The sequence below is a fragment of the Mixta theicola genome, assembly GCF_002895925.1.
Lineage (GTDB): Bacteria > Pseudomonadota > Gammaproteobacteria > Enterobacterales > Enterobacteriaceae > Mixta > Mixta theicola.
The window spans coordinates 1-16,704 of record NZ_NWUO01000011.1; the positions used below are offsets into that span (position 1 = coordinate 1).

Here is a 16,704-nt window from a genome sequence, read left to right on the forward strand (position 1 = left end):
CAGAATTTGCCTGGCGGCGAGAGCGCGGTGGTCCCACCTGACCCCATGCCGAACTCAGAAGTGAAACGCCGCAGCGCCGATGGTAGTGTGGGGCTTCCCCATGCGAGAGTAGGGAACTGCCAGGCATCAAATTTAGTGTGCTGATATGGCTCAGTTGGTAGAGCGCACCCTTGGTAAGGGTGAGGTCCCCAGTTCGACTCTGGGTATCAGCACCAGTATTATTAGGGCGGCACTATTGTGGCCCATGCTTAAAAAGCAACAGATTAAATAAGTCGTCTTAGACAACTTATAAAAAGATTTGCCTGGCGGCAAGAGCGCGGTGGTCCCACCTGACCCCATGCCGAACTCAGAAGTGAAACGCCGTAGCGCCGATGGTAGTGTGGGGCTTCCCCATGCGAGAGTAGGGAACTGCCAGGCATAAAATAAACGACAGAGCCTCAGCGAAAGCTGAGGCTTTTTCGTTTCTGGCTGGCAAAAATAAGTTAACCAGCTTTTCAAAAAAGTTTCGTCGTTAAGCCAGTTATTAAATTATCTACCCCAGCCCAGCCCAGCCCAGCCCAGCCCAGCCCAGCAAGGGCAGATTCTATGACATGCCTAATGGATAACCTGCGATAAAAAGGTACGCGTACGCTCAGATTTGGGATGCGCAAAAAACTCCTCTGGCGGCGCCTGTTCAACAATCTCTCCGCGATCCATAAAGATCACGCGATCGGCAACGGTACGAGCAAAGCCCATCTCATGCGTAACGCAAAGCATGGTCATGCCGTCTTCTGCCAGACCAATCATGGTATCCAGAACCTCCTTCACCATTTCCGGATCGAGCGCCGATGTCGGCTCATCGAACAGCATAATTTTGGGTTTCATACACAGCGAGCGGGCAATAGCCACACGCTGCTGCTGGCCGCCAGAAATTTGTCCGGGAAATTTGTGGGCATGTTCAGCGATACGAACCCGTTCCAGATAATGCATAGCCAGTGCTTCAGCCTCTTTTTTAGGCGTCTTGCGCACCCAGACCGGAGCCAGAGTACAGTTTTGCAGCACGGTCAGATGGGGAAAAAGATTAAAATGCTGAAATACCATACCCACTTCGGTACGGACTTTTTCAATATTGCGCAGGTCATCATTTAAATGAATGCCATCAACGATGATCCGTCCCTGCTGATGCTCCTCAAGATGATTAATACAGCGTATCGTCGTTGATTTCCCTGAACCGGAAGGGCCGCACAATACAATACGCTCGCGCGGTTTCACCGTCAGGTTAATATTTTTCAGGACGTGAAACTGCCCATACCACTTATTCACATTTTCGAGCGTAATCATCGTATCGGCAGAATGAGTAACAGGTTTCATTATATTCCTTAGTGCGCTTTACGCCCGGTGCTAAAACGGTTTTCAAGGTGCTGACTGTAACGCGACATACTGAAACAAAAGATCCAGTAAACCAGCGCTGCAAAAACGTAGCCTTCGGTCGACATGCCGAGCCAGGCTGGATCGACCGTAGCCTGCTGTACGCTGCTGAACAGATCAAACAGACCAATAATGATCACCAGACTGGTATCTTTGAACAGGGCGATAATGGTATTGACCAGGCCAGGGATGGTAAGTTTGAGGGCCTGCGGAAGGATCACCAGCAGCTGGGTTTTCCAGTAGCCAAGCGCTAAAGATTCCGCGGCTTCCGTTTGCCCTTTAGGCAACGCCTGTAACCCGCCCCTGACGACTTCCGCAACGTAGGCCGACTAGAAAGAGAATGACGCCTGTCAGCGCCCGCACCAGCTTATCTATCGAAGTTCCCTCTGCCATAAACAGCGGCAGCATGACGGATGACATAAACAGTACGGTAATCAGGGGAACGCCGCGCCAGAATTCAATAAAAATCACTGACAGCGCCCGTACCACCGGCATTTTTGCGCGGCGTCCCAGAGCCAGTAAAATGCCCAGCGGTAAAGCGCCGGCAATACCCACTGCCGCAATAATCAACGTCAGGGTTAAACCGCCCCACTGGCGCGTTTCCACTCGCTCAAGCCCGAACAGGCCGCCATAGAGCATCAGCCAGACGAAAAGCGGGTATATCACAGCCCAGACGGCGATATAGCGGCCCCGACGCGGCATGCGCTTGATAAACATCGGAATAACAGAAAACAGCCCAACAACTAACGCGACATTGATACGCCAGCGCAGCTCATGCGGATAAAGGCCATACATAAACTGGCCAAAACGCGCATGAATAAATACCCAACAGGCTCCCTCTTTCGTGCAGTCGGTCCGACTTTCACCAAACCAGTTAGCCTGGAAAATCAGCCAGTTCAACGCAGGCGGGATAACGCTCCATATAATCCATAAACAGAGCAAAGTAAGCAGTGAATTAAACCAGCTGGAAAACAGATTTTTACGTGCCCAACGCGCCATTCGCATAACAGCATTTATCGGAACGGGAGGCGAATCGTGTGTCGTTACTGTCATGATATGCCGTACCTTTTAACGCTCAACCAGGGCGATTTTGCGGTTGTAGATGTTCATAAGCAGCGAGATCAGCAGGCTGATCGTCAGATAAACCGCCATCGTCATCGCAATAGTCTCGATTGCCTGACCGGTCTGATTAAGTACCGTACCGGCAAACAGCGAAACCATATCGGGATAGCCAATAGCGGCCGCCAGCGAGGAGTTTTTAACAATATTCAGATACTGGCTGGTCAACGGTGGAATAATTACCCGCATCGCCTGCGGAATGATGACCTGTCGTAGCGTAACCGGATTAGGTAAGCCTAACGACATGGCGGCTTCATGCTGCCCATACGGCACCGACTGAATGCCTGAACGGATCACCTCGGCGATAAATGAGGAGGTATAAATAGAGAGCGCCAGCGTCAGCGCTGCCAGTTCAGGTATCAATACAAAGCCACCACGAAAATTGAAGCCGTGCAGCGCAGGGATAACCCAGTGCATTGCCGCGCCAAACAGCATATGGGCAAGTAAGGGAAAAATAACTAACATCGTCAGCGCTGCGGGCCAGGTGCGGCGTAGCCGACCGGTTTTTAGCTGATAGTTGCGATTAAAACGAAACAGGACAACGGTAGCAATGACGGCCAGCAGCAGGGCGGCGATAAAAGGCAGCGTTCCCGAAGCGTATTCAGGCCAGGGGATATAAAGCCCACGGTTACTGATAAAAGCCAGCTCAAAAGCATTCAGCGCCTGCCGTGGTCCGGGCAGATTACGCAGCACGGCGAAGTACCAGAAAAATATCTGTAGCAGCGGCGGAATATTACGGAAGGTTTCGATATAGCAGGTTGAAATTTTACGCAGCAGCCAGTTATCGGACAGACGCGCCAGGCCGATAAAAAATCCCAGGACGGAAGCAAAAACAATACAAAGCGCAGAAACCAGCAATGTATTGGTTAAGCCAACCAGAAAGACACGGGCATAGGTATCGCCGTCAGAGTAGTCGATAAGATGCTGAACAATACCGAAGCCAGCGCCGCGCTCCAAAAAGCCGAAGCCGGAAGTAATACCCCGGTTGGCCAGATTAATCACGCTATTATGGATGAGATAACCCACCACGGAGAAAACCGCGAGAACGGCAAAAATCTGGTAAAGCCAGGCGCGAACCGCAGGATTAGAGAATGAAAAGTCCCTTTTCACGGTTGGGCGTTGAGACATGATCGACCTCAGAAACGAGAATACTGGCGAGGGCACCGTTGGCGGTGCCCGGTGTGGTAACAGGATTAACGTACGGGTGGCGCGTACTGAATACCGCCATCTTTCCAGAGAGCATTTTGCCCACGGGCGATTTTGAGCGGACTGTCTTTACCTACGTTGCGATCGAAACTCTCCTGATAGTTGCCGACCTGTTTGATAATGTTATAAGCCCATTTGTTATCCAGCTTCAGATCCTTACCAAAATCGCCTTCCGCGCCCAGTAAATGCGCCATATCCGGCGTGGTTGGTTTTGCCGCCATTTGATCAACGTTTTTCGAACTGATGCCCATCTCTTCGGCGTTAAGCATGGCGTAGAAAGACCATTTTACGATGGTGAACCAGTCATCATCGCCACGACGGACGACTGGGCCAAGCGGCTCTTTCGAAATCACTTCTGGCAGGACGATAAATTCATCCGGCTTGCCCAGCTTAATACGCAAGGCATACAGCTGTGACTGATCGGACGCTAGCGTATCGCAACGCCCGCTGTCGAGCGCCTTCGCTGACTCATCGGAGCGGTCAAAGGTAACCGGCGTATACTGCATCTTATTTGCTTTGAAATAGTCCGCCACGTTCAGCTCGGTATCCGTACCGGCCTGAATACATACGGTTGCGCCATCAAGCTCTTTAGCGCTTTTTAGCCCGGCTTTGTTATGGGTAAGAAAGCCGATGCCGTCATAGTAGTTGACGCCAGCAAACAGGAAGCCCATGCCGCCGTCACGCGAGGAAGTCCATGTGGTGTTGCGTGATAAAATATCGACCTCGCCCGATTGCAGGGCGGTAAAGCGTTCTTTAGCGGTTAGCGGGGTATACTTCACTTTGGTTGCATTGCCGAATAGCGCGGCGGCGGCGGCGCGGCATATATCCACATCCAGGCCGGTAAATTTGCCGTTGGCATCAGCATAGGAAAAGCCAGGCAGACCATCGCTAATCCCGCACTGAATAAATCCTTTCTTCTTAATGGCATCAAGCGTAGCGCCAGCGTGCGCCTGATTCGCTACGGCCAGCAGCGACGCGGTAGCAAACAAAGCGGAAAGCATCATTTTATTCATAAATAATCCTGTGTGGCGTGATCGTATTGTTATGGAGTAACCAGCGCTTTTGCGGCGCTTTTCCTGTCTGTGGCGGTCAGCCATCTACAACTTTGCAAGGAGAATGCCAGAGTTGCAGGATCCTGATTTTTTGTAGGAGTGGTATTAATAACTGCAGGTAACGGAAAAGTTTGGCTACTATCGCGCACCAGTATGAGGCGACGTAAGTCGCCGCGATCACAAAGGGTGCAAACGATTGAAGAGGATGATCGTAATGTGAACTGGCGCGCACATTAAGCGCATCACAAGGTGACGCGCATAAAAAAGCCCGTTAGCGTTACCACCAACGGGCTGTAATAAATTCGGTTAGCTAGTAGAGCGAGGTAGCGCCGGCTGGACGGGTTTTAAAACGGCGATGCAGCCATAAATACTGGCTTGGCGCACGCAGGATTTCCCGCTCAATAATTTTATTCATATAGGCAGCAGCAGCCTGTTCATCGTCCAGCGGATAATCTTCCAGCTGCGGCTGGATCACCAGTTCATAGCCCTGGCCACGCTCTTTACGAATCAACACTACGGTAATCATGGCTGGTTTGGCCATACGGGCCAGCATAAAAGTACCGTTGGTGGTCGCCGCCTGCGGAACGGCGAACAGCGGAGCAAATACGCTGCCTTTAGGACCGTAGTCCTGATCGGGCGCGAACCATACGGCCTCGCCTTGCTTAAGCGCTTTCACCATGCCGCGTAAATCACGGCGATCGATCATTGCCTTATTGGAGCGAGTGCGGCCTTTCGTTTGTACCCATTCCATCAGCTTATTGTTATGAGGCCGATACATAGCCATCATCGGCTGACACAGCCCCATCGTGCGGCCGCCCAGCTCCAGCGACATAAAATGCACGCCAATAATCAGCGCGCCGCGTTTATTTTTCTGCGCCGCATGCAGGTTATGTAAACCATTAACGGTAAACCAGCGCTTCACGCGGGCGTCTGACCAAAACCACGCCATGCCGGTTTCCATCAGGCCCATGCCCAACGATTCAAAATTATGGACGATACGCTGCTCTAACTCATCCGGGCTAAGATCGGGAAAGCAGAGTTCTAAATTACGCCGCGTAATACGTACCCGGCGCGGCAAAAAGCGCATTGAGGTGCGGCCCATCCAGACGCCCAGGCGCTCAAGCAACGGGAAAGGAAGCTGAACCAGCAGAAACAGGATGCCAAGACCGAACCAGGTAAGCCAATAGCGGGGGTGCAACATATCAACGGTAAAACGTGGAGATGATTTCATGACGCTCTCATATGCGTAAAAGAAAGATGTAACGCATAAAGATGCCAATCAGTCGCGGTACAGATTCTCAGACAACAATCGTACTCAGAAGTTAGGCCGGGCGGCTCAACTTTACAAAAAATGGACAATTCTTGAGGTCCAGACATTAAAAAGGCGCATCCGGATGGAGCGCCTTTTTTTCACAGCGGAGAAATTAATTCATGCCGTATTTTTTCAGTTTCTTACGCAGCGTACCGCGGTTGATGCCCATCATCAGGGCTGCACGGGTCTGGTTGCCACGGGTATATTGCATCACCATGTCCAACAGAGGCTGCTCTACTTCAGCCAGTACCAGCTCATACAGATCATTGACATCCTGACCATTCAGTTGAGCAAAATAGTTCTTCAGTGCCTGTTTTACCGAATCACGCAGCGGCTTTTGCGTCACCTGATCCTGTGAGTTAACGGTAGAAACGGTCAGTACGTCAGAATTTACGCGTTGTTCGAACATAGTTCTGTCAGCTCTTTATTTCGTTTACGCAAGTTTTTCGAAGTATGCCTCCAACGCCTCCAGCTGTTCGCTGGCATCCTCAATGGCGTTGAATGTGCGCCGAAACTGGTCGTTTGGGGCGCTCTCCTGGAGATACCAGGAAACGTGTTTTCGTGCAATACGGTATCCCTTGCCGTGACCGTAAAAGTCGTGCAGTTCCCGTATATGCCCGATTAGCAAGCGCTTCACTTCTGCCAGCGGCATGGGTGGGAGCAACTCCCCAGTGTCCAGATAATGCTGGATTTCCCGGAAGATCCACGGTCTTCCCTGAGCGGCGCGTCCTATCATCAGAGCATCAGCTCCCGTATAGTCGAGCACCGCCCTGGCCTTGTGCGGGTCAGTAATGTCTCCGTTCGCGATAACCGGAATGGAAACGTTCTGCTTAACTGTCCGAATGCTGTCGTATTCAGCGTTGCCGTTGAACAAACAGGCGCGGGTACGGCCATGAATGGTCAAAGCCTGGATACCACAACGTTCAGCCAATTGGGCAATTTCAGTGCAATTACGATTATCTCTATCCCAGCCGGTACGAATCTTTAAGGTAACCGGCACCTCTACCGCATTCACCACGGCGGTAAGAATATTCTTTACCACCTCGGGGTATTGCAGCAGCGCAGAGCCTGCCATCTTTCGATTAACTTTCTTAGCCGGGCAGCCCATATTGATATCAATAACCTGAGCGCCGGATGCGACATTAATCCGTGCCGCTTCAGCCATTTCATCAGGATCGCAACCGGCAATCTGCACGGTGCGAACGCCGGGCTCGTCACTATGTACCATACGCAAACGAGATTTATCGCTGGCCCAAACTTCCGGGTTCGACGACATCATCTCGGAAACGGTCATTCCGGCCCCCATCTGATAACAAAGCGTTCTGAAAGGCCTGTCAGTAATACCGGCCATCGGAGCGGCTATCAGTTGATTACGGAGCTGGTGTTGTCCAATGCGCATGAAAGAAGTGACCGTATCTACTCGCAAGGCGGCGTATATTACGCATTTTTTACTGAAGATGAAAGGCCAAACTTTGAACAATCAGCGGGTAAAAATCATGGAAAAGCCGGTTACCCACTGACCCTTTAAACTTTACCTTTTAAAAACATGCAGTTAAAAAAATGCGCTTGAATTGTGAGCAAAGATTTTTATTAAAATGTGATCTCATCCACAAGATAAAAGCGCCTTTTCGCCGCTTAAAACCAGAGATATGACGCCAGTAACGCGCCTGAAACCGGCTATGGCTTTAAAGAGCGGCGCATCATTGCGTTATTTGCCGACCATGAAGCGGCTGCAACGGACGGTTATTCGCGTGACGCAGCGCTTGCGCAAAATGCGCCAGCTGTGTTTCAGATGCCTCTACCGGCTGCTTCATCACCAGCCATATAACGCCTTCCGTGCAAGGCGGCGTGGTCAGTGAGCCGCTGAAACGGTAATAATGTTTATCCTGCGGAAAAAGCGATTCTAAAGAGAAGGGTTGATTCAATGCTTTTTCTTGGTTTTGCTGTTGCGGCAAGGCAGCAAGCATCATTTCCAGCGCCGGGTTGGCCTTACCGGCTACCAGCATGACGGCGATAACCACCAGTTCATTGTCGCTGTTAGCCTGCACGAAATGCACCTCCAGCGGAAAGCTTTGGCCGTTAATATGATTCTCGCTGGGCGTATGAAAATGAAATTGCTTTAACTCCCAACGTTGCCTGTCCAGCATAAAGCTGTTTCCATCCTCAACGGCGATTTGAATCGTGTGCCCGTTGTTGATGATGCTTTTGGCACGCGTGGAGAATTTAAAGTTTAACGGCGGCAGGTTTCCCGCTATGGGATTTCTGATATCAATGGGTGACTGGTACATACCCTTATTGCAGAAAAACCACTGTTTGCTCAGTTCGCCCCAGTGCTCAGGCGAGGTATTTCCCTCATATGACCATTGATTTTCTGCAAGCGCTGATGTCGTCCAGGCCAGCGGCAAGCTCAGCAGTGCGGTGGTTATTTTTTGCATCTTTATATCCCTTTTTGGTTTATCAGTGGCGTCTCAGCGCCTTCCCGGTTAAAGCAGCGAAGCCCTAATCCGTACTGATAGTACAAAAAATAACCACGTCTTTATTAATAGAAAAGAGGAAAAGGGAAATGGCGCGTTGCGATAGCCGCTCACAACGCGCTGGAAGGCTAAGGATTAGCGGCGGATACCGGTAATGCGGCACCACTCTTCTTTTTCAGCTACGGGATCGAGCGCAAAGTGTTCCGTGTAAGCTTCACAAACGCTTTCAGCCTGGCTTGCAAGAATACCTGACAGGCCTAAATGGCCGCCGGGCTTCGGCAGGACGCTGATAAGCGGCGCCAGCTCGCGTAGCGGCCCGGCAAGGATATTCGCTACCACAACATCGGCGCTCAGATTGTCCGGCTGCTGGTGGGGCAGATAGAGCGCTAAGCGATCGGACACGCCATTACGTTCAGCGTTATCGCGGCTGGCCTGAATGGCCTGCGGATCGATATCAATCCCAATCGCCTGAGCGGCGCCAAGCTTCAGTGCCGCGATAGCCAGAATACCGGAGCCGCAGCCGAAATCGATAACGGTCTTGCCCTGCAAATCCAGGCCATCAAGCCAGCTCAGGCACATTGCGGTGGTAGGGTGCGTGCCGGTTCCGAAAGCGAGCCCCGGATCGAGCATTACGTTAACCGCATGCGGATCGGGCACGTCACGCCAGCTTGGACAGATCCACAAACGTTGTCCAAAGCGCATCGGATGAAAGTTTGCCATCCATTCGCGTTCCCAGTCCTTATCTTCGATCTGTTCGATCTTATGGCGAAAGCCTTTGCCCAGCAGCGGATCCTGTTCCAGCAGGCTAACGATCTCCGCCATATCCGTTTCGGCATCAAACAGGCCGATAGCGTCGGTGTCGCCCCACAGGCGCGTCTCGCCCGGCAGCGGCTCAAATACCGGCGTATCGTGAGTATCCTGGAAGGTTACCGACACGGCACCCTGTTCCATTAACAGGTCACCCAGCGCTTCTGCATCCGCGCCGGTTGTGTTGATCTTAATTTGTATCCAGGGCATAGCGATTCTCTTTATTCATACAGTGAAGAGGCGTCCGGCGCTGAAGCCGAACGCCCAAACAGGTTACCGATAATAAATGCCAGCAGGCTTAATAGCAGGGCCGGCACGATAGGATGAAAGCCTCCCGGCTGCAGCTGCAGCGCCGCCAGCAGGGTATAACAGGACGCACCGACAATCATGGCGCTCAGGGCGCCCGCCGCATTGGCTTTTTCCCAGTAAAGGCCTAACACCAGCGGCCACAGAAAGACCGCCTCCAGCCCGCCAAACGCCAGCAAATTCAGCCAGATCAGCATATCGGGCGGATTCCACGCGGCCAGCAGCAGTAAAACCCCCAGCACCAGCGTAACGATGCCGGACAGGCGCCGCAGCCGTGGCTCGTTATCCATCTGTTGCGGATAGAGACGCAGGTAGAGATCTTTAACGATCGTCGCAGAGGATTGCAGCAGCTGAGCGTTGATCGTTGACATGATCGCCGCCATCGGCGCAGCCAGAAAGATCCCGGCGGCGAACGGCGGCAGCACGGTAAGCATCAGTACAGGAATAACGCGATCCGGGATTGCCAGATCGGGCAGGATCGCCCGGCCCAGCGCACCCGCCAGATGCATACCAAATACCAGCAGCGAAACGACAAGGGTGCCAACGATAATGCCGCGATGTACTGCCTTGCTGTCTTTATAGGAGATACAGCGCACTGCGGTATGCGGCAGGCCGATAACGCCAAAGCAGACCAGTACCATAAAAGAAGAAAGAAAAGTGGGCGTAATAATGTTATCGACACCCTGCGGCGTAACCAGGCGCGGGTCGATATGTTGCAGCTTGCTGATGGCGGCGTGCATACCGCCTGCCGCATGCACGACGGCGAACAGCAGCAAAAAGGTGCCGATCAGCATCACCAGACCCTGCATCGCATCGTTCAGCACGCTGGCGCGAAAGCCGCCGAAAGCGGTATAGAGCGCGATGGTGCCGCCGAAGATCAGCAAACCGGTATCGTATGGAATACCCGCTGCGCTTTCCAGCAGCCGGGCTCCGCCGATAAACTGTACGGTCATGGCGCCAATAAACGCCACCAGCAGGCTAAGGCTGGCCAGCCAGACCAGCAGCGGGCTGCGGTAGCGGGCGTAAAGCATGTCATTGAGCGTAACCGCATTATAACGCCGCGCCAGGATGGCGAACTTTTTACCCAGCACGCCAAGCGATAACCAAACGGCAGGTACCTGAATCATCGCTAACAGCACCCAGCCCAGCCCATATTTATATGCCGCGCCGGGCCCGCCAATAAAGGAGCTGGCGCTGATATAGGTCGTGGTCAGCGTCATCGCCAGCACGAAGCCGCCCATGGAGCGACCGCCAAGAAAATATTCGTTAAGGAAGTTTCCCTGACGGCGCTTGCGCATCGCATAGACCGAAAGCAGGGCGATCAACAGCAGGTAACCGAGCAGGGGAAGAATAACTTCAGCTTTCATCATCATCCTCCAGCGGAATATCACGGAAGCAGACGCGAATCATCAACCAGCAAAGCAGAATAAACAGCAGCGGCGCAAACAGGCAGGAAAGCTCAAACCAGCGCGGCAGGCCGGTGAAGCCGGGTTGCATACCGCCCAGCCAGGCACAAAGCGCCCAGACGGCAAGATAAGCCACTGCCAGCCAGAAAGAGCAGCGGGCCTCACGGTGTGCCTGAATAAAGCGCGTATCGACAGAAGTGCTTTTCATCATCAGCAAAACCAGAAAGAAAAAAGGCCGGACAAGCCGGCCTCAGACAGGGCAACAGGAAGTTATTTCTCTGCCAGACCCAGCTTTTTCTCCAGATAGTGGATATTGGTGCCACCATGCTGGAAGTTTTCATCGCACATGATCTTCATCTGCAGTTCGACGTTAGTTTTAATCCCGTCGATGATCAGTTCAGCCAGCGCGTTTTTCATGCGGGCAATAGCCACATCACGGTTTTCACCGTAGGTAATCAGCTTGCCAATCATGGAATCGTAGTACGGCGGCACGGTGTAACCGGCATAAATATGCGATTCCCAACGCACGCCGAAGCCACCCGGCGCATGGAAGCGCGTGATTTTGCCCGGACTTGGCAGGAAGGTGTTGGGATCTTCCGCGTTAATACGGCATTCCATCGCGTGGCCTTTAACCACGACTTCTTCCTGTTTGATCGACAGCGGCTGGCCTGCAGCGACACGCAGCTGTTCTTTGATCAGATCCACGCCGGTGATCATCTCGGTAACCGGATGCTCAACCTGAATACGGGTGTTCATCTCGATAAAGTAGAATTCACCGTTTTCATACAGGAACTCAAAAGTCCCCGCGCCGCGATAGCCGATCTCAACGCACGCCTGGGTGCAGCGCTCGCCGATATAACGGCGCATTTCTGCGGTAATGCCCGGTGCCGGCGCTTCTTCCACCACTTTCTGGTGACGGCGCTGCATAGAACAGTCGCGTTCAGCCAGATAGATAGCGTTGCCCTGACCGTCAGCCAACACCTGAATTTCGATGTGGCGCGGATTCTCCAGGTATTTCTCCATGTAAACCATGTCGTTGTTGAAAGCGGCTTTCGCTTCCGCACGCGTCATGTTGATGGAGTTTTCCAGCTCTTTATCACTGCGGACAACGCGCATACCGCGTCCGCCGCCGCCGCCGGAGGCTTTGATAATTACCGGGTAGCCGATGCGTTTAGCAATCGCGCGGTTCTTATCCATATCATCGCCCAGCGGGCCATCAGAACCGGGTACGCACGGAACGCCAGCTTTTTTCATCGCGCTAATCGCGGAAACTTTATCGCCCATCAGACGAATCGTTTCGGCACGAGGACCGATGAAAATAAAGCCGGAGCGCTCAACCTGCTCGGCAAAGTCAGCGTTTTCTGACAGGAAGCCGTAGCCTGGGTGAATGGCGACCGCGCCGGTGATTTCCGCAGCGGAGATCAGCGCCGGGATATTCAGATAGCTTTTTACTGACGGCGCCGGGCCGATACAAACGGTCTCATCAGCCAGCAGCACATGTTTCAAATCACGATCCGCAGTGGAGTGTACCGCAACGGTTTTGATGCCCAGTTCTTTACAGGCACGCAAAATACGCAGGGCAATCTCACCACGGTTGGCAATAACAATTTTATCCAGCATGGTTCGCCTCGTTATTCGATGACGACCAGCGGCTCGTCAAACTCAACAGGTTGACCGCTCTCGACCAGGATAGCTTTAACCACGCCCGCCTTATCTGCTTCGATCTGATTCATCATTTTCATGGCTTCAACGATGCACAGGGTATCGCCGATATTCACCTTCTGGCCGACTTCAACAAACGCTTTAGCGTCCGGGCTTGGGGTGCGGTAGAACGTCCCGACCATCGGTGAGCGAACAATGTGACCACTCAGTTCAGCGGCGGCAGGCGCTTCGATAGCCGGCGCGCTGGCTGGGGCAACGGCGGTAGCCAGCGCCGGCTGCGGAGCCGGTACGGCGTAAGCCTGTTGCATCATGGGATAAGGAGCGGCTGCAGGTGCGCGGCTGATACGAACTGATTCTTCGCCTTCGGAAATTTCAAGTTCAGCGATACCGGATTCTTCAACCAGTTCGATCAGTTTTTTAATCTTACGAATATCCATGAGTGTGGTTCCGTACTCTGTTTAATTTGATTTTGACAGGCGTTTTACTGCCGTTTGTAAAGCCCAGGAGTAACCGTCGACGCCAAGTCCACAGATTACACCGGCAGCAATATCAGAAAGCCAGGAATGGTGGCGGAAAGGCTCGCGGGCATGCACATTGGTGATATGCACCTCGATAAAGGGAATATCCACCGCCAGCAACGCATCACGTAGCGCTACGCTGGTATGAGTGAATGCCGCCGGGTTGATAATGATGTAATCAACGTTGCCTCTCGCCTCGTGAATACGATCAATCAGAACGTGTTCTGCATTCGACTGTAAATGGCTTAACTTCACATTCAGTTCGCTGGCCTGCGAGGTCAGATCGTCTACGATCCCAGACAGCGTGGTATGCCCATATTTATCTGGCTCACGCGTTCCCAATAAATTGAGGTTGGGGCCATTCAAGAGCAGAATATGAAAATTATGCGCCATTTTGCTGCTATCTCCTGCAATAAGTGAGGCATCGCGTAAAATACCTCGTGAAAAGCCATTTGTCACCTTTCTGAAGTGAAAAAGAGGCTTTCATAGCAACCGAAGCCGGGCATTATATCTATTTCGTTACTTTTCGCAGCTAAATACTGGTCTTATCTGCGGAGTTTATCAACGCGAGCGGGAAAAGTTTTTGCGGAGTTATACAGATATGTGGGATGCGGCACAGATTATGCCGCTATTTAGACCACCAACGGCGAAATTTCTTATAACGCCAGGCCAGCAAGATGAACGCCAGCAGCGCATAAATAAGCGGCTGCGGGGAAACCACTTTTACCGACCAGAGATAGTGTATTGGCGCAAGAATGGCGACCAGGTAAATAAAGTTATGCAACGTTTGCCAGCGAGGCCCCAGTTGGCGCTGGAATTTCTGCAACGAGGTTGCCGCCAGCGCCAGCAGGATCGCCCAGCTAATAATGCCCAGCGTTAAATAAGGACGTAAAATTAACTCCGATCCCAGCAGCGATAAATTACTGAGGCCCAGCTCCAACAGCGCATAGCTCAGCAGGTGCAGCGTGGCCCAGGCAAAGCACCATAAACCCAGCAGGCGCCGCACGCGAACTAATAGCGGCTGGCGACCATAGCGCGCCAGTGGCGTAACCAGCAGCGTAGCGAGCAAAAATTTCAGCGCCATGCGGCCGGTAAAATGCTGAATATCTTTCGCCGGATCGGCGCTAAATCCGCTGCCCTGCAGGACGGAAAATATCAGCCACAGCAAGGGCAGCAATCCTGCCAGATGCAGCAAAACTTTCAGGCCCGTTATCTGCTTTAACGTCAGGCGCATTCAGTAATTCTCTCTTAAATCGAGCCCGTGGTAGAGCGACGCGACCTGCTCGCCATAGCCGTTAAATAACAGAGTCGGCTGCCGTTTGACGTCCAGAATGCCGCCGCTGCCAATAAAGCGCTCGCTGGCCTGCGACCAACGCGGATGATCCACATGCGGGTTTACGTTGGCAAAAAAACCGTACTCATTTGGCGCCAGCTGATTCCAGGTCGTCGTCGGCCGATCGCGCGTCAGTGCAATATGAACAATAGATTTAATGCCTTTAAAACCATATTTCCACGGCACCGTCAGGCGAATCGGCGCGCCATTCTGCGGTGGGAGCGCTTTCCCATAAACCCCAGTGGAAAGCAGCGTTAGCGGATGCATCGCTTCATCCAGGCGTAACCCTTCCACATAAGGATAATCCAGCCCGCCGCCAATAAATCGATCCTTTTGTCCAGGCATCTGATCGGGAGCGTAAAGCGTTTGAAAAGTGACATAGCGTGCATGGCTGGTCGGCTCGGCCGCTTTGAGCAGCGCGCCCAGTTCGAAACCAATCCAGGGAATCACCATCGACCAGGCTTCAACGCAGCGCATACGATAAATACGCTGCTGCTGGGGAAAACGTTTAAAAATATCGTCCATATCCAGCGTGAGCGGTTTTGCCACTTCACCATCGATGCGGATTTTCCAGTTTTCCGTTTTTAGCGTGCCGGCGTTGGCGGCGGGGTCCGCTTTATCCAGGCCAAATTCGTAGAAATTATTGTAGCCGCTGACCTTTTCTTCCGGCGTTAGCGGCAGCGCCGCCTGCCAGGCTTCGGGCTTGCTGAAATCCAGCGGGCGGCCTGCGGGCGCGGGCGGGCGATCGTTGCCCTTAAACCAGGAAAGTACGTCGGCACGCGCGATCCCCGGAACGCTGAGCGCCGCCGCGCTCAAACCCAGCGCCTTAAGCACCTGACGACGCTGCTGATAGAAAATACTTTCGGGGGTTACATCAGCTTCGGTCAGCTTATTCACCGGCTTCATGGCTTTACTCCTGTGCAGGCTCCCCGCAGCGTCGGCGGGAAACGGATAACTAAGCATGAAGCAAAACATGGCTCCCGTGCACCTGGTTACGCAAAAATATGAAATTTCCTGGCTCGGTTTATGCCTGGCCGATTTTTACCAGCGTGCGGCCCGTCACTTTATTATCCAGCAGGCGCTGGGCGGCAACGATAGCTTCCGATAAGGTCACCTCCGTGGTGGCCTGTTGGTAAAAGCTGACCGGCACCGTTTTGACCAGTCGTTTCCAGGCCTCGATACGGCGGCCCGCTGGCGTTTGCACCGAATCAACGCCCTGCAGACGAACATTGCGCAGGATAAAAGGCATCACTGTGGCAGGCAGTGCAAATCCTCCGGCCAAACCACAGGCGGCCACCACGCCGGAATAGCGCATTTGCGCCAGCACGCTGGCCAGCACCTTATCACCGACGGTATCAATCGCACCTGCCCAGCGCTGTTTCTCCAGCGGGCGGCTTTCGGCCGTAAACTCGCTGCGCGGCAGCACATTAACGGCGCCGAGCTGATGCAAATAATCGGTATTACTTTCCCGGCCGCTGACGGCGGTAACCTGATAACCCAGCGCGCTGAGCAAGGCGATTGCCGTACTGCCGACGCCGCCGCTGGCGCCGGTCACCAGCACCTCACCTTTATCTGGCGTAATGCCGCCTTCTTCCAGCGCCATTACGCACAGCATCGCGGTAAAACCCGCGGTGCCCAAAATCATCGCCTGACGCTCCGTCAGCCCTTCCGGCAACGGCACCAGCCAGTCGCCATTGACCCGCGCCTGTTCCGCCAGGCCGCCCCAGTGCGTTTCGCCAACGCCAAAGCCGGTCAATAAGACCTGCTGCCCCACGTGAAAACGGGGATCTTCGCTGTGATGCACGGTACCGGAAAAGTCGATGCCGGGCACCATCGGAAACTGGCGAATAATTTTGCCTTTACCGGTAATCGCCCGCGCATCTTTATAGTTAATGCCCGACCAGTTAATATTCACCGTCACGTTACCCGGCGGCAGCTGCTGCGGCGAAATATCACTCAAGGCTACGTGGTAAGCGCCGTCAGATTGCTCAATCAGTAAAGCCTGCATGGGATTCTCCTGAATTTTATTATTCAATGGTAACGATAAGTTCTCTGGCAACTATACTCGCCGAAGAGTAGCAGAGGTTGACCAGCCGCAAATA

16 protein-coding genes, 1 tRNA gene, 2 rRNA genes and 1 pseudogene are annotated in these 16,704 nt (G+C 53.1%); 3 read left to right on the plus strand and 17 right to left on the minus strand.

Annotation, left to right across the window (positions count from 1 at the left end; translation table 11 throughout):
* Positions 1 to 9: 9 nt before the first annotated feature.
* The 3 genes from rrf (COO59_RS14510) (at position 10) to rrf (COO59_RS14520) (ending at position 417) form a co-directional block, all read left to right on the plus strand.
* Positions 10 to 125 (plus strand): 5S ribosomal RNA (gene rrf / locus COO59_RS14510).
* Between the two features lie 14 nt (positions 126 to 139).
* A tRNA-Thr gene (locus tag COO59_RS14515) sits at positions 140 to 215 on the plus strand.
* Positions 216 to 301: 86 nt separating this feature from the next.
* Positions 302 to 417 (plus strand): 5S ribosomal RNA (gene rrf / locus COO59_RS14520).
* Positions 418 to 594: 177 nt separating this feature from the next.
* Here rrf (COO59_RS14520) and COO59_RS14525 read toward each other — a convergent pair.
* The 17 genes and pseudogenes from COO59_RS14525 to acuI form a co-directional block, all read right to left on the minus strand.
* On the minus strand, positions 595 to 1,350 hold the full coding sequence (locus COO59_RS14525) for an amino acid ABC transporter ATP-binding protein (RefSeq protein WP_103060496.1): 756 nt from the start codon (positions 1,348 to 1,350) through the stop codon (positions 595 to 597).
* Positions 1,351 to 1,358: 8 nt separating this feature from the next.
* Positions 1,359 to 2,460: pseudogene (locus tag COO59_RS14530) on the minus strand (amino acid ABC transporter permease).
* Positions 2,461 to 2,475: 15 nt separating this feature from the next.
* Entirely contained in the window at positions 2,476 to 3,654 is a 1,179-nt protein-coding gene (locus tag COO59_RS14535) for an amino acid ABC transporter permease (RefSeq protein WP_133158611.1), read from the minus strand.
* 65 nt (positions 3,655 to 3,719) lie between these two features.
* A complete protein-coding gene (locus COO59_RS14540; protein ID WP_103060497.1) occupies positions 3,720 to 4,745 on the minus strand; it encodes an amino acid ABC transporter substrate-binding protein in 1,026 nt (341 codons plus the stop codon).
* Positions 4,746 to 5,094: 349 nt separating this feature from the next.
* Complete coding sequence (gene lpxP, locus COO59_RS14545) at positions 5,095 to 6,015, minus strand: kdo(2)-lipid IV(A) palmitoleoyltransferase (protein WP_103060498.1); 921 nt, start codon at positions 6,013 to 6,015, stop codon at positions 5,095 to 5,097.
* Positions 6,016 to 6,208: 193 nt separating this feature from the next.
* Positions 6,209 to 6,505: a DNA-binding transcriptional regulator Fis gene (fis, locus tag COO59_RS14550; RefSeq protein WP_000462905.1), complete on the minus strand. Its 297-nt coding sequence runs from the start codon at positions 6,503 to 6,505 to the stop codon at positions 6,209 to 6,211.
* 24 nt (positions 6,506 to 6,529) lie between these two features.
* Positions 6,530 to 7,495, minus strand: a complete 966-nt coding sequence (gene dusB, locus COO59_RS14555) for a tRNA dihydrouridine synthase DusB (RefSeq protein WP_103060499.1) — start codon at positions 7,493 to 7,495, stop codon at positions 6,530 to 6,532.
* Between the two features lie 301 nt (positions 7,496 to 7,796).
* Positions 7,797 to 8,531, minus strand: coding sequence for a carbonic anhydrase (locus tag COO59_RS14560; protein WP_103060500.1), 735 nt, complete (start codon positions 8,529 to 8,531; stop codon positions 7,797 to 7,799).
* A 174-nt stretch (positions 8,532 to 8,705) separates the two neighbouring features.
* A complete protein-coding gene (gene prmA, locus COO59_RS14565; RefSeq protein WP_103060501.1) occupies positions 8,706 to 9,587 on the minus strand; it encodes a 50S ribosomal protein L11 methyltransferase in 882 nt (293 codons plus the stop codon).
* Between the two features lie 11 nt (positions 9,588 to 9,598).
* Positions 9,599 to 11,050 carry a sodium/pantothenate symporter gene (gene panF, locus COO59_RS14570; RefSeq protein WP_103060502.1) on the minus strand — a complete coding sequence of 484 codons (1,452 nt, stop codon included), beginning with the start codon at positions 11,048 to 11,050 and terminating at the stop codon, positions 9,599 to 9,601.
* Complete coding sequence (locus tag COO59_RS14575) at positions 11,040 to 11,300, minus strand: YhdT family protein (RefSeq protein WP_240614142.1); 261 nt, start codon at positions 11,298 to 11,300, stop codon at positions 11,040 to 11,042. The genes panF and COO59_RS14575 overlap by 11 nt, the downstream gene beginning before the upstream one ends.
* 59 nt (positions 11,301 to 11,359) lie before the next feature.
* Positions 11,360 to 12,709: an acetyl-CoA carboxylase biotin carboxylase subunit gene (accC, locus tag COO59_RS14580; protein ID WP_103060503.1), complete on the minus strand. Its 1,350-nt coding sequence runs from the start codon at positions 12,707 to 12,709 to the stop codon at positions 11,360 to 11,362.
* A gap of 11 nt (positions 12,710 to 12,720) precedes the next feature.
* Positions 12,721 to 13,188, minus strand: a complete 468-nt coding sequence (gene accB / locus COO59_RS14585; protein WP_085068405.1) for an acetyl-CoA carboxylase biotin carboxyl carrier protein — start codon at positions 13,186 to 13,188, stop codon at positions 12,721 to 12,723.
* 21 nt (positions 13,189 to 13,209) lie between these two features.
* Positions 13,210 to 13,662 carry a type II 3-dehydroquinate dehydratase gene (aroQ, locus tag COO59_RS14590; protein ID WP_103060504.1) on the minus strand — a complete coding sequence of 151 codons (453 nt, stop codon included), beginning with the start codon at positions 13,660 to 13,662 and terminating at the stop codon, positions 13,210 to 13,212.
* Between the two features lie 235 nt (positions 13,663 to 13,897).
* Complete coding sequence (gene msrQ, locus COO59_RS14595; RefSeq protein WP_103060505.1) at positions 13,898 to 14,503, minus strand: protein-methionine-sulfoxide reductase heme-binding subunit MsrQ; 606 nt, start codon at positions 14,501 to 14,503, stop codon at positions 13,898 to 13,900.
* Positions 14,504 to 15,508, minus strand: coding sequence for a protein-methionine-sulfoxide reductase catalytic subunit MsrP (msrP, locus tag COO59_RS14600; RefSeq protein ID WP_103060506.1), 1,005 nt, complete (start codon positions 15,506 to 15,508; stop codon positions 14,504 to 14,506).
* 118 nt (positions 15,509 to 15,626) lie between these two features.
* Positions 15,627 to 16,610, minus strand: coding sequence for an acrylyl-CoA reductase (NADPH) (gene acuI / locus COO59_RS14605; protein ID WP_103060507.1), 984 nt, complete (start codon positions 16,608 to 16,610; stop codon positions 15,627 to 15,629).
* Positions 16,611 to 16,704 lie beyond the last annotated feature (94 nt).

Excerpts from the sequence above, each read along its gene's own strand:
- COO59_RS14525 (WP_103060496.1), bottom strand. The coding sequence starts at position 1,350 with ATGAAACCTGTTACTCATTCTGCCGATACGATGATTACGCTCGAAAAT.
- COO59_RS14535 (WP_133158611.1), bottom strand. The coding sequence starts at position 3,654 with ATGTCTCAACGCCCAACCGTGAAAAGGGACTTTTCATTCTCTAATCCT.
- COO59_RS14540 (WP_103060497.1), bottom strand. The coding sequence starts at position 4,745 with ATGAATAAAATGATGCTTTCCGCTTTGTTTGCTACCGCGTCGCTGCTG.
- lpxP (WP_103060498.1), bottom strand. The coding sequence starts at position 6,015 with ATGAAATCATCTCCACGTTTTACCGTTGATATGTTGCACCCCCGCTAT.
- fis (WP_000462905.1), bottom strand. The coding sequence starts at position 6,505 with ATGTTCGAACAACGCGTAAATTCTGACGTACTGACCGTTTCTACCGTT.
- dusB (WP_103060499.1), bottom strand. The coding sequence starts at position 7,495 with ATGCGCATTGGACAACACCAGCTCCGTAATCAACTGATAGCCGCTCCG.
- COO59_RS14560 (WP_103060500.1), bottom strand. The coding sequence starts at position 8,531 with ATGCAAAAAATAACCACCGCACTGCTGAGCTTGCCGCTGGCCTGGACG.
- prmA (WP_103060501.1), bottom strand. The coding sequence starts at position 9,587 with ATGCCCTGGATACAAATTAAGATCAACACAACCGGCGCGGATGCAGAA.
- panF (WP_103060502.1), bottom strand. The coding sequence starts at position 11,050 with ATGAAAGCTGAAGTTATTCTTCCCCTGCTCGGTTACCTGCTGTTGATC.
- COO59_RS14575 (WP_240614142.1), bottom strand. The coding sequence starts at position 11,300 with ATGATGAAAAGCACTTCTGTCGATACGCGCTTTATTCAGGCACACCGT.
- accC (WP_103060503.1), bottom strand. The coding sequence starts at position 12,709 with ATGCTGGATAAAATTGTTATTGCCAACCGTGGTGAGATTGCCCTGCGT.
- accB (WP_085068405.1), bottom strand. The coding sequence starts at position 13,188 with ATGGATATTCGTAAGATTAAAAAACTGATCGAACTGGTTGAAGAATCC.
- aroQ (WP_103060504.1), bottom strand. The coding sequence starts at position 13,662 with ATGGCGCATAATTTTCATATTCTGCTCTTGAATGGCCCCAACCTCAAT.
- msrQ (WP_103060505.1), bottom strand. The coding sequence starts at position 14,503 with ATGCGCCTGACGTTAAAGCAGATAACGGGCCTGAAAGTTTTGCTGCAT.
- msrP (WP_103060506.1), bottom strand. The coding sequence starts at position 15,508 with ATGAAGCCGGTGAATAAGCTGACCGAAGCTGATGTAACCCCCGAAAGT.
- acuI (WP_103060507.1), bottom strand. The coding sequence starts at position 16,610 with ATGCAGGCTTTACTGATTGAGCAATCTGACGGCGCTTACCACGTAGCC.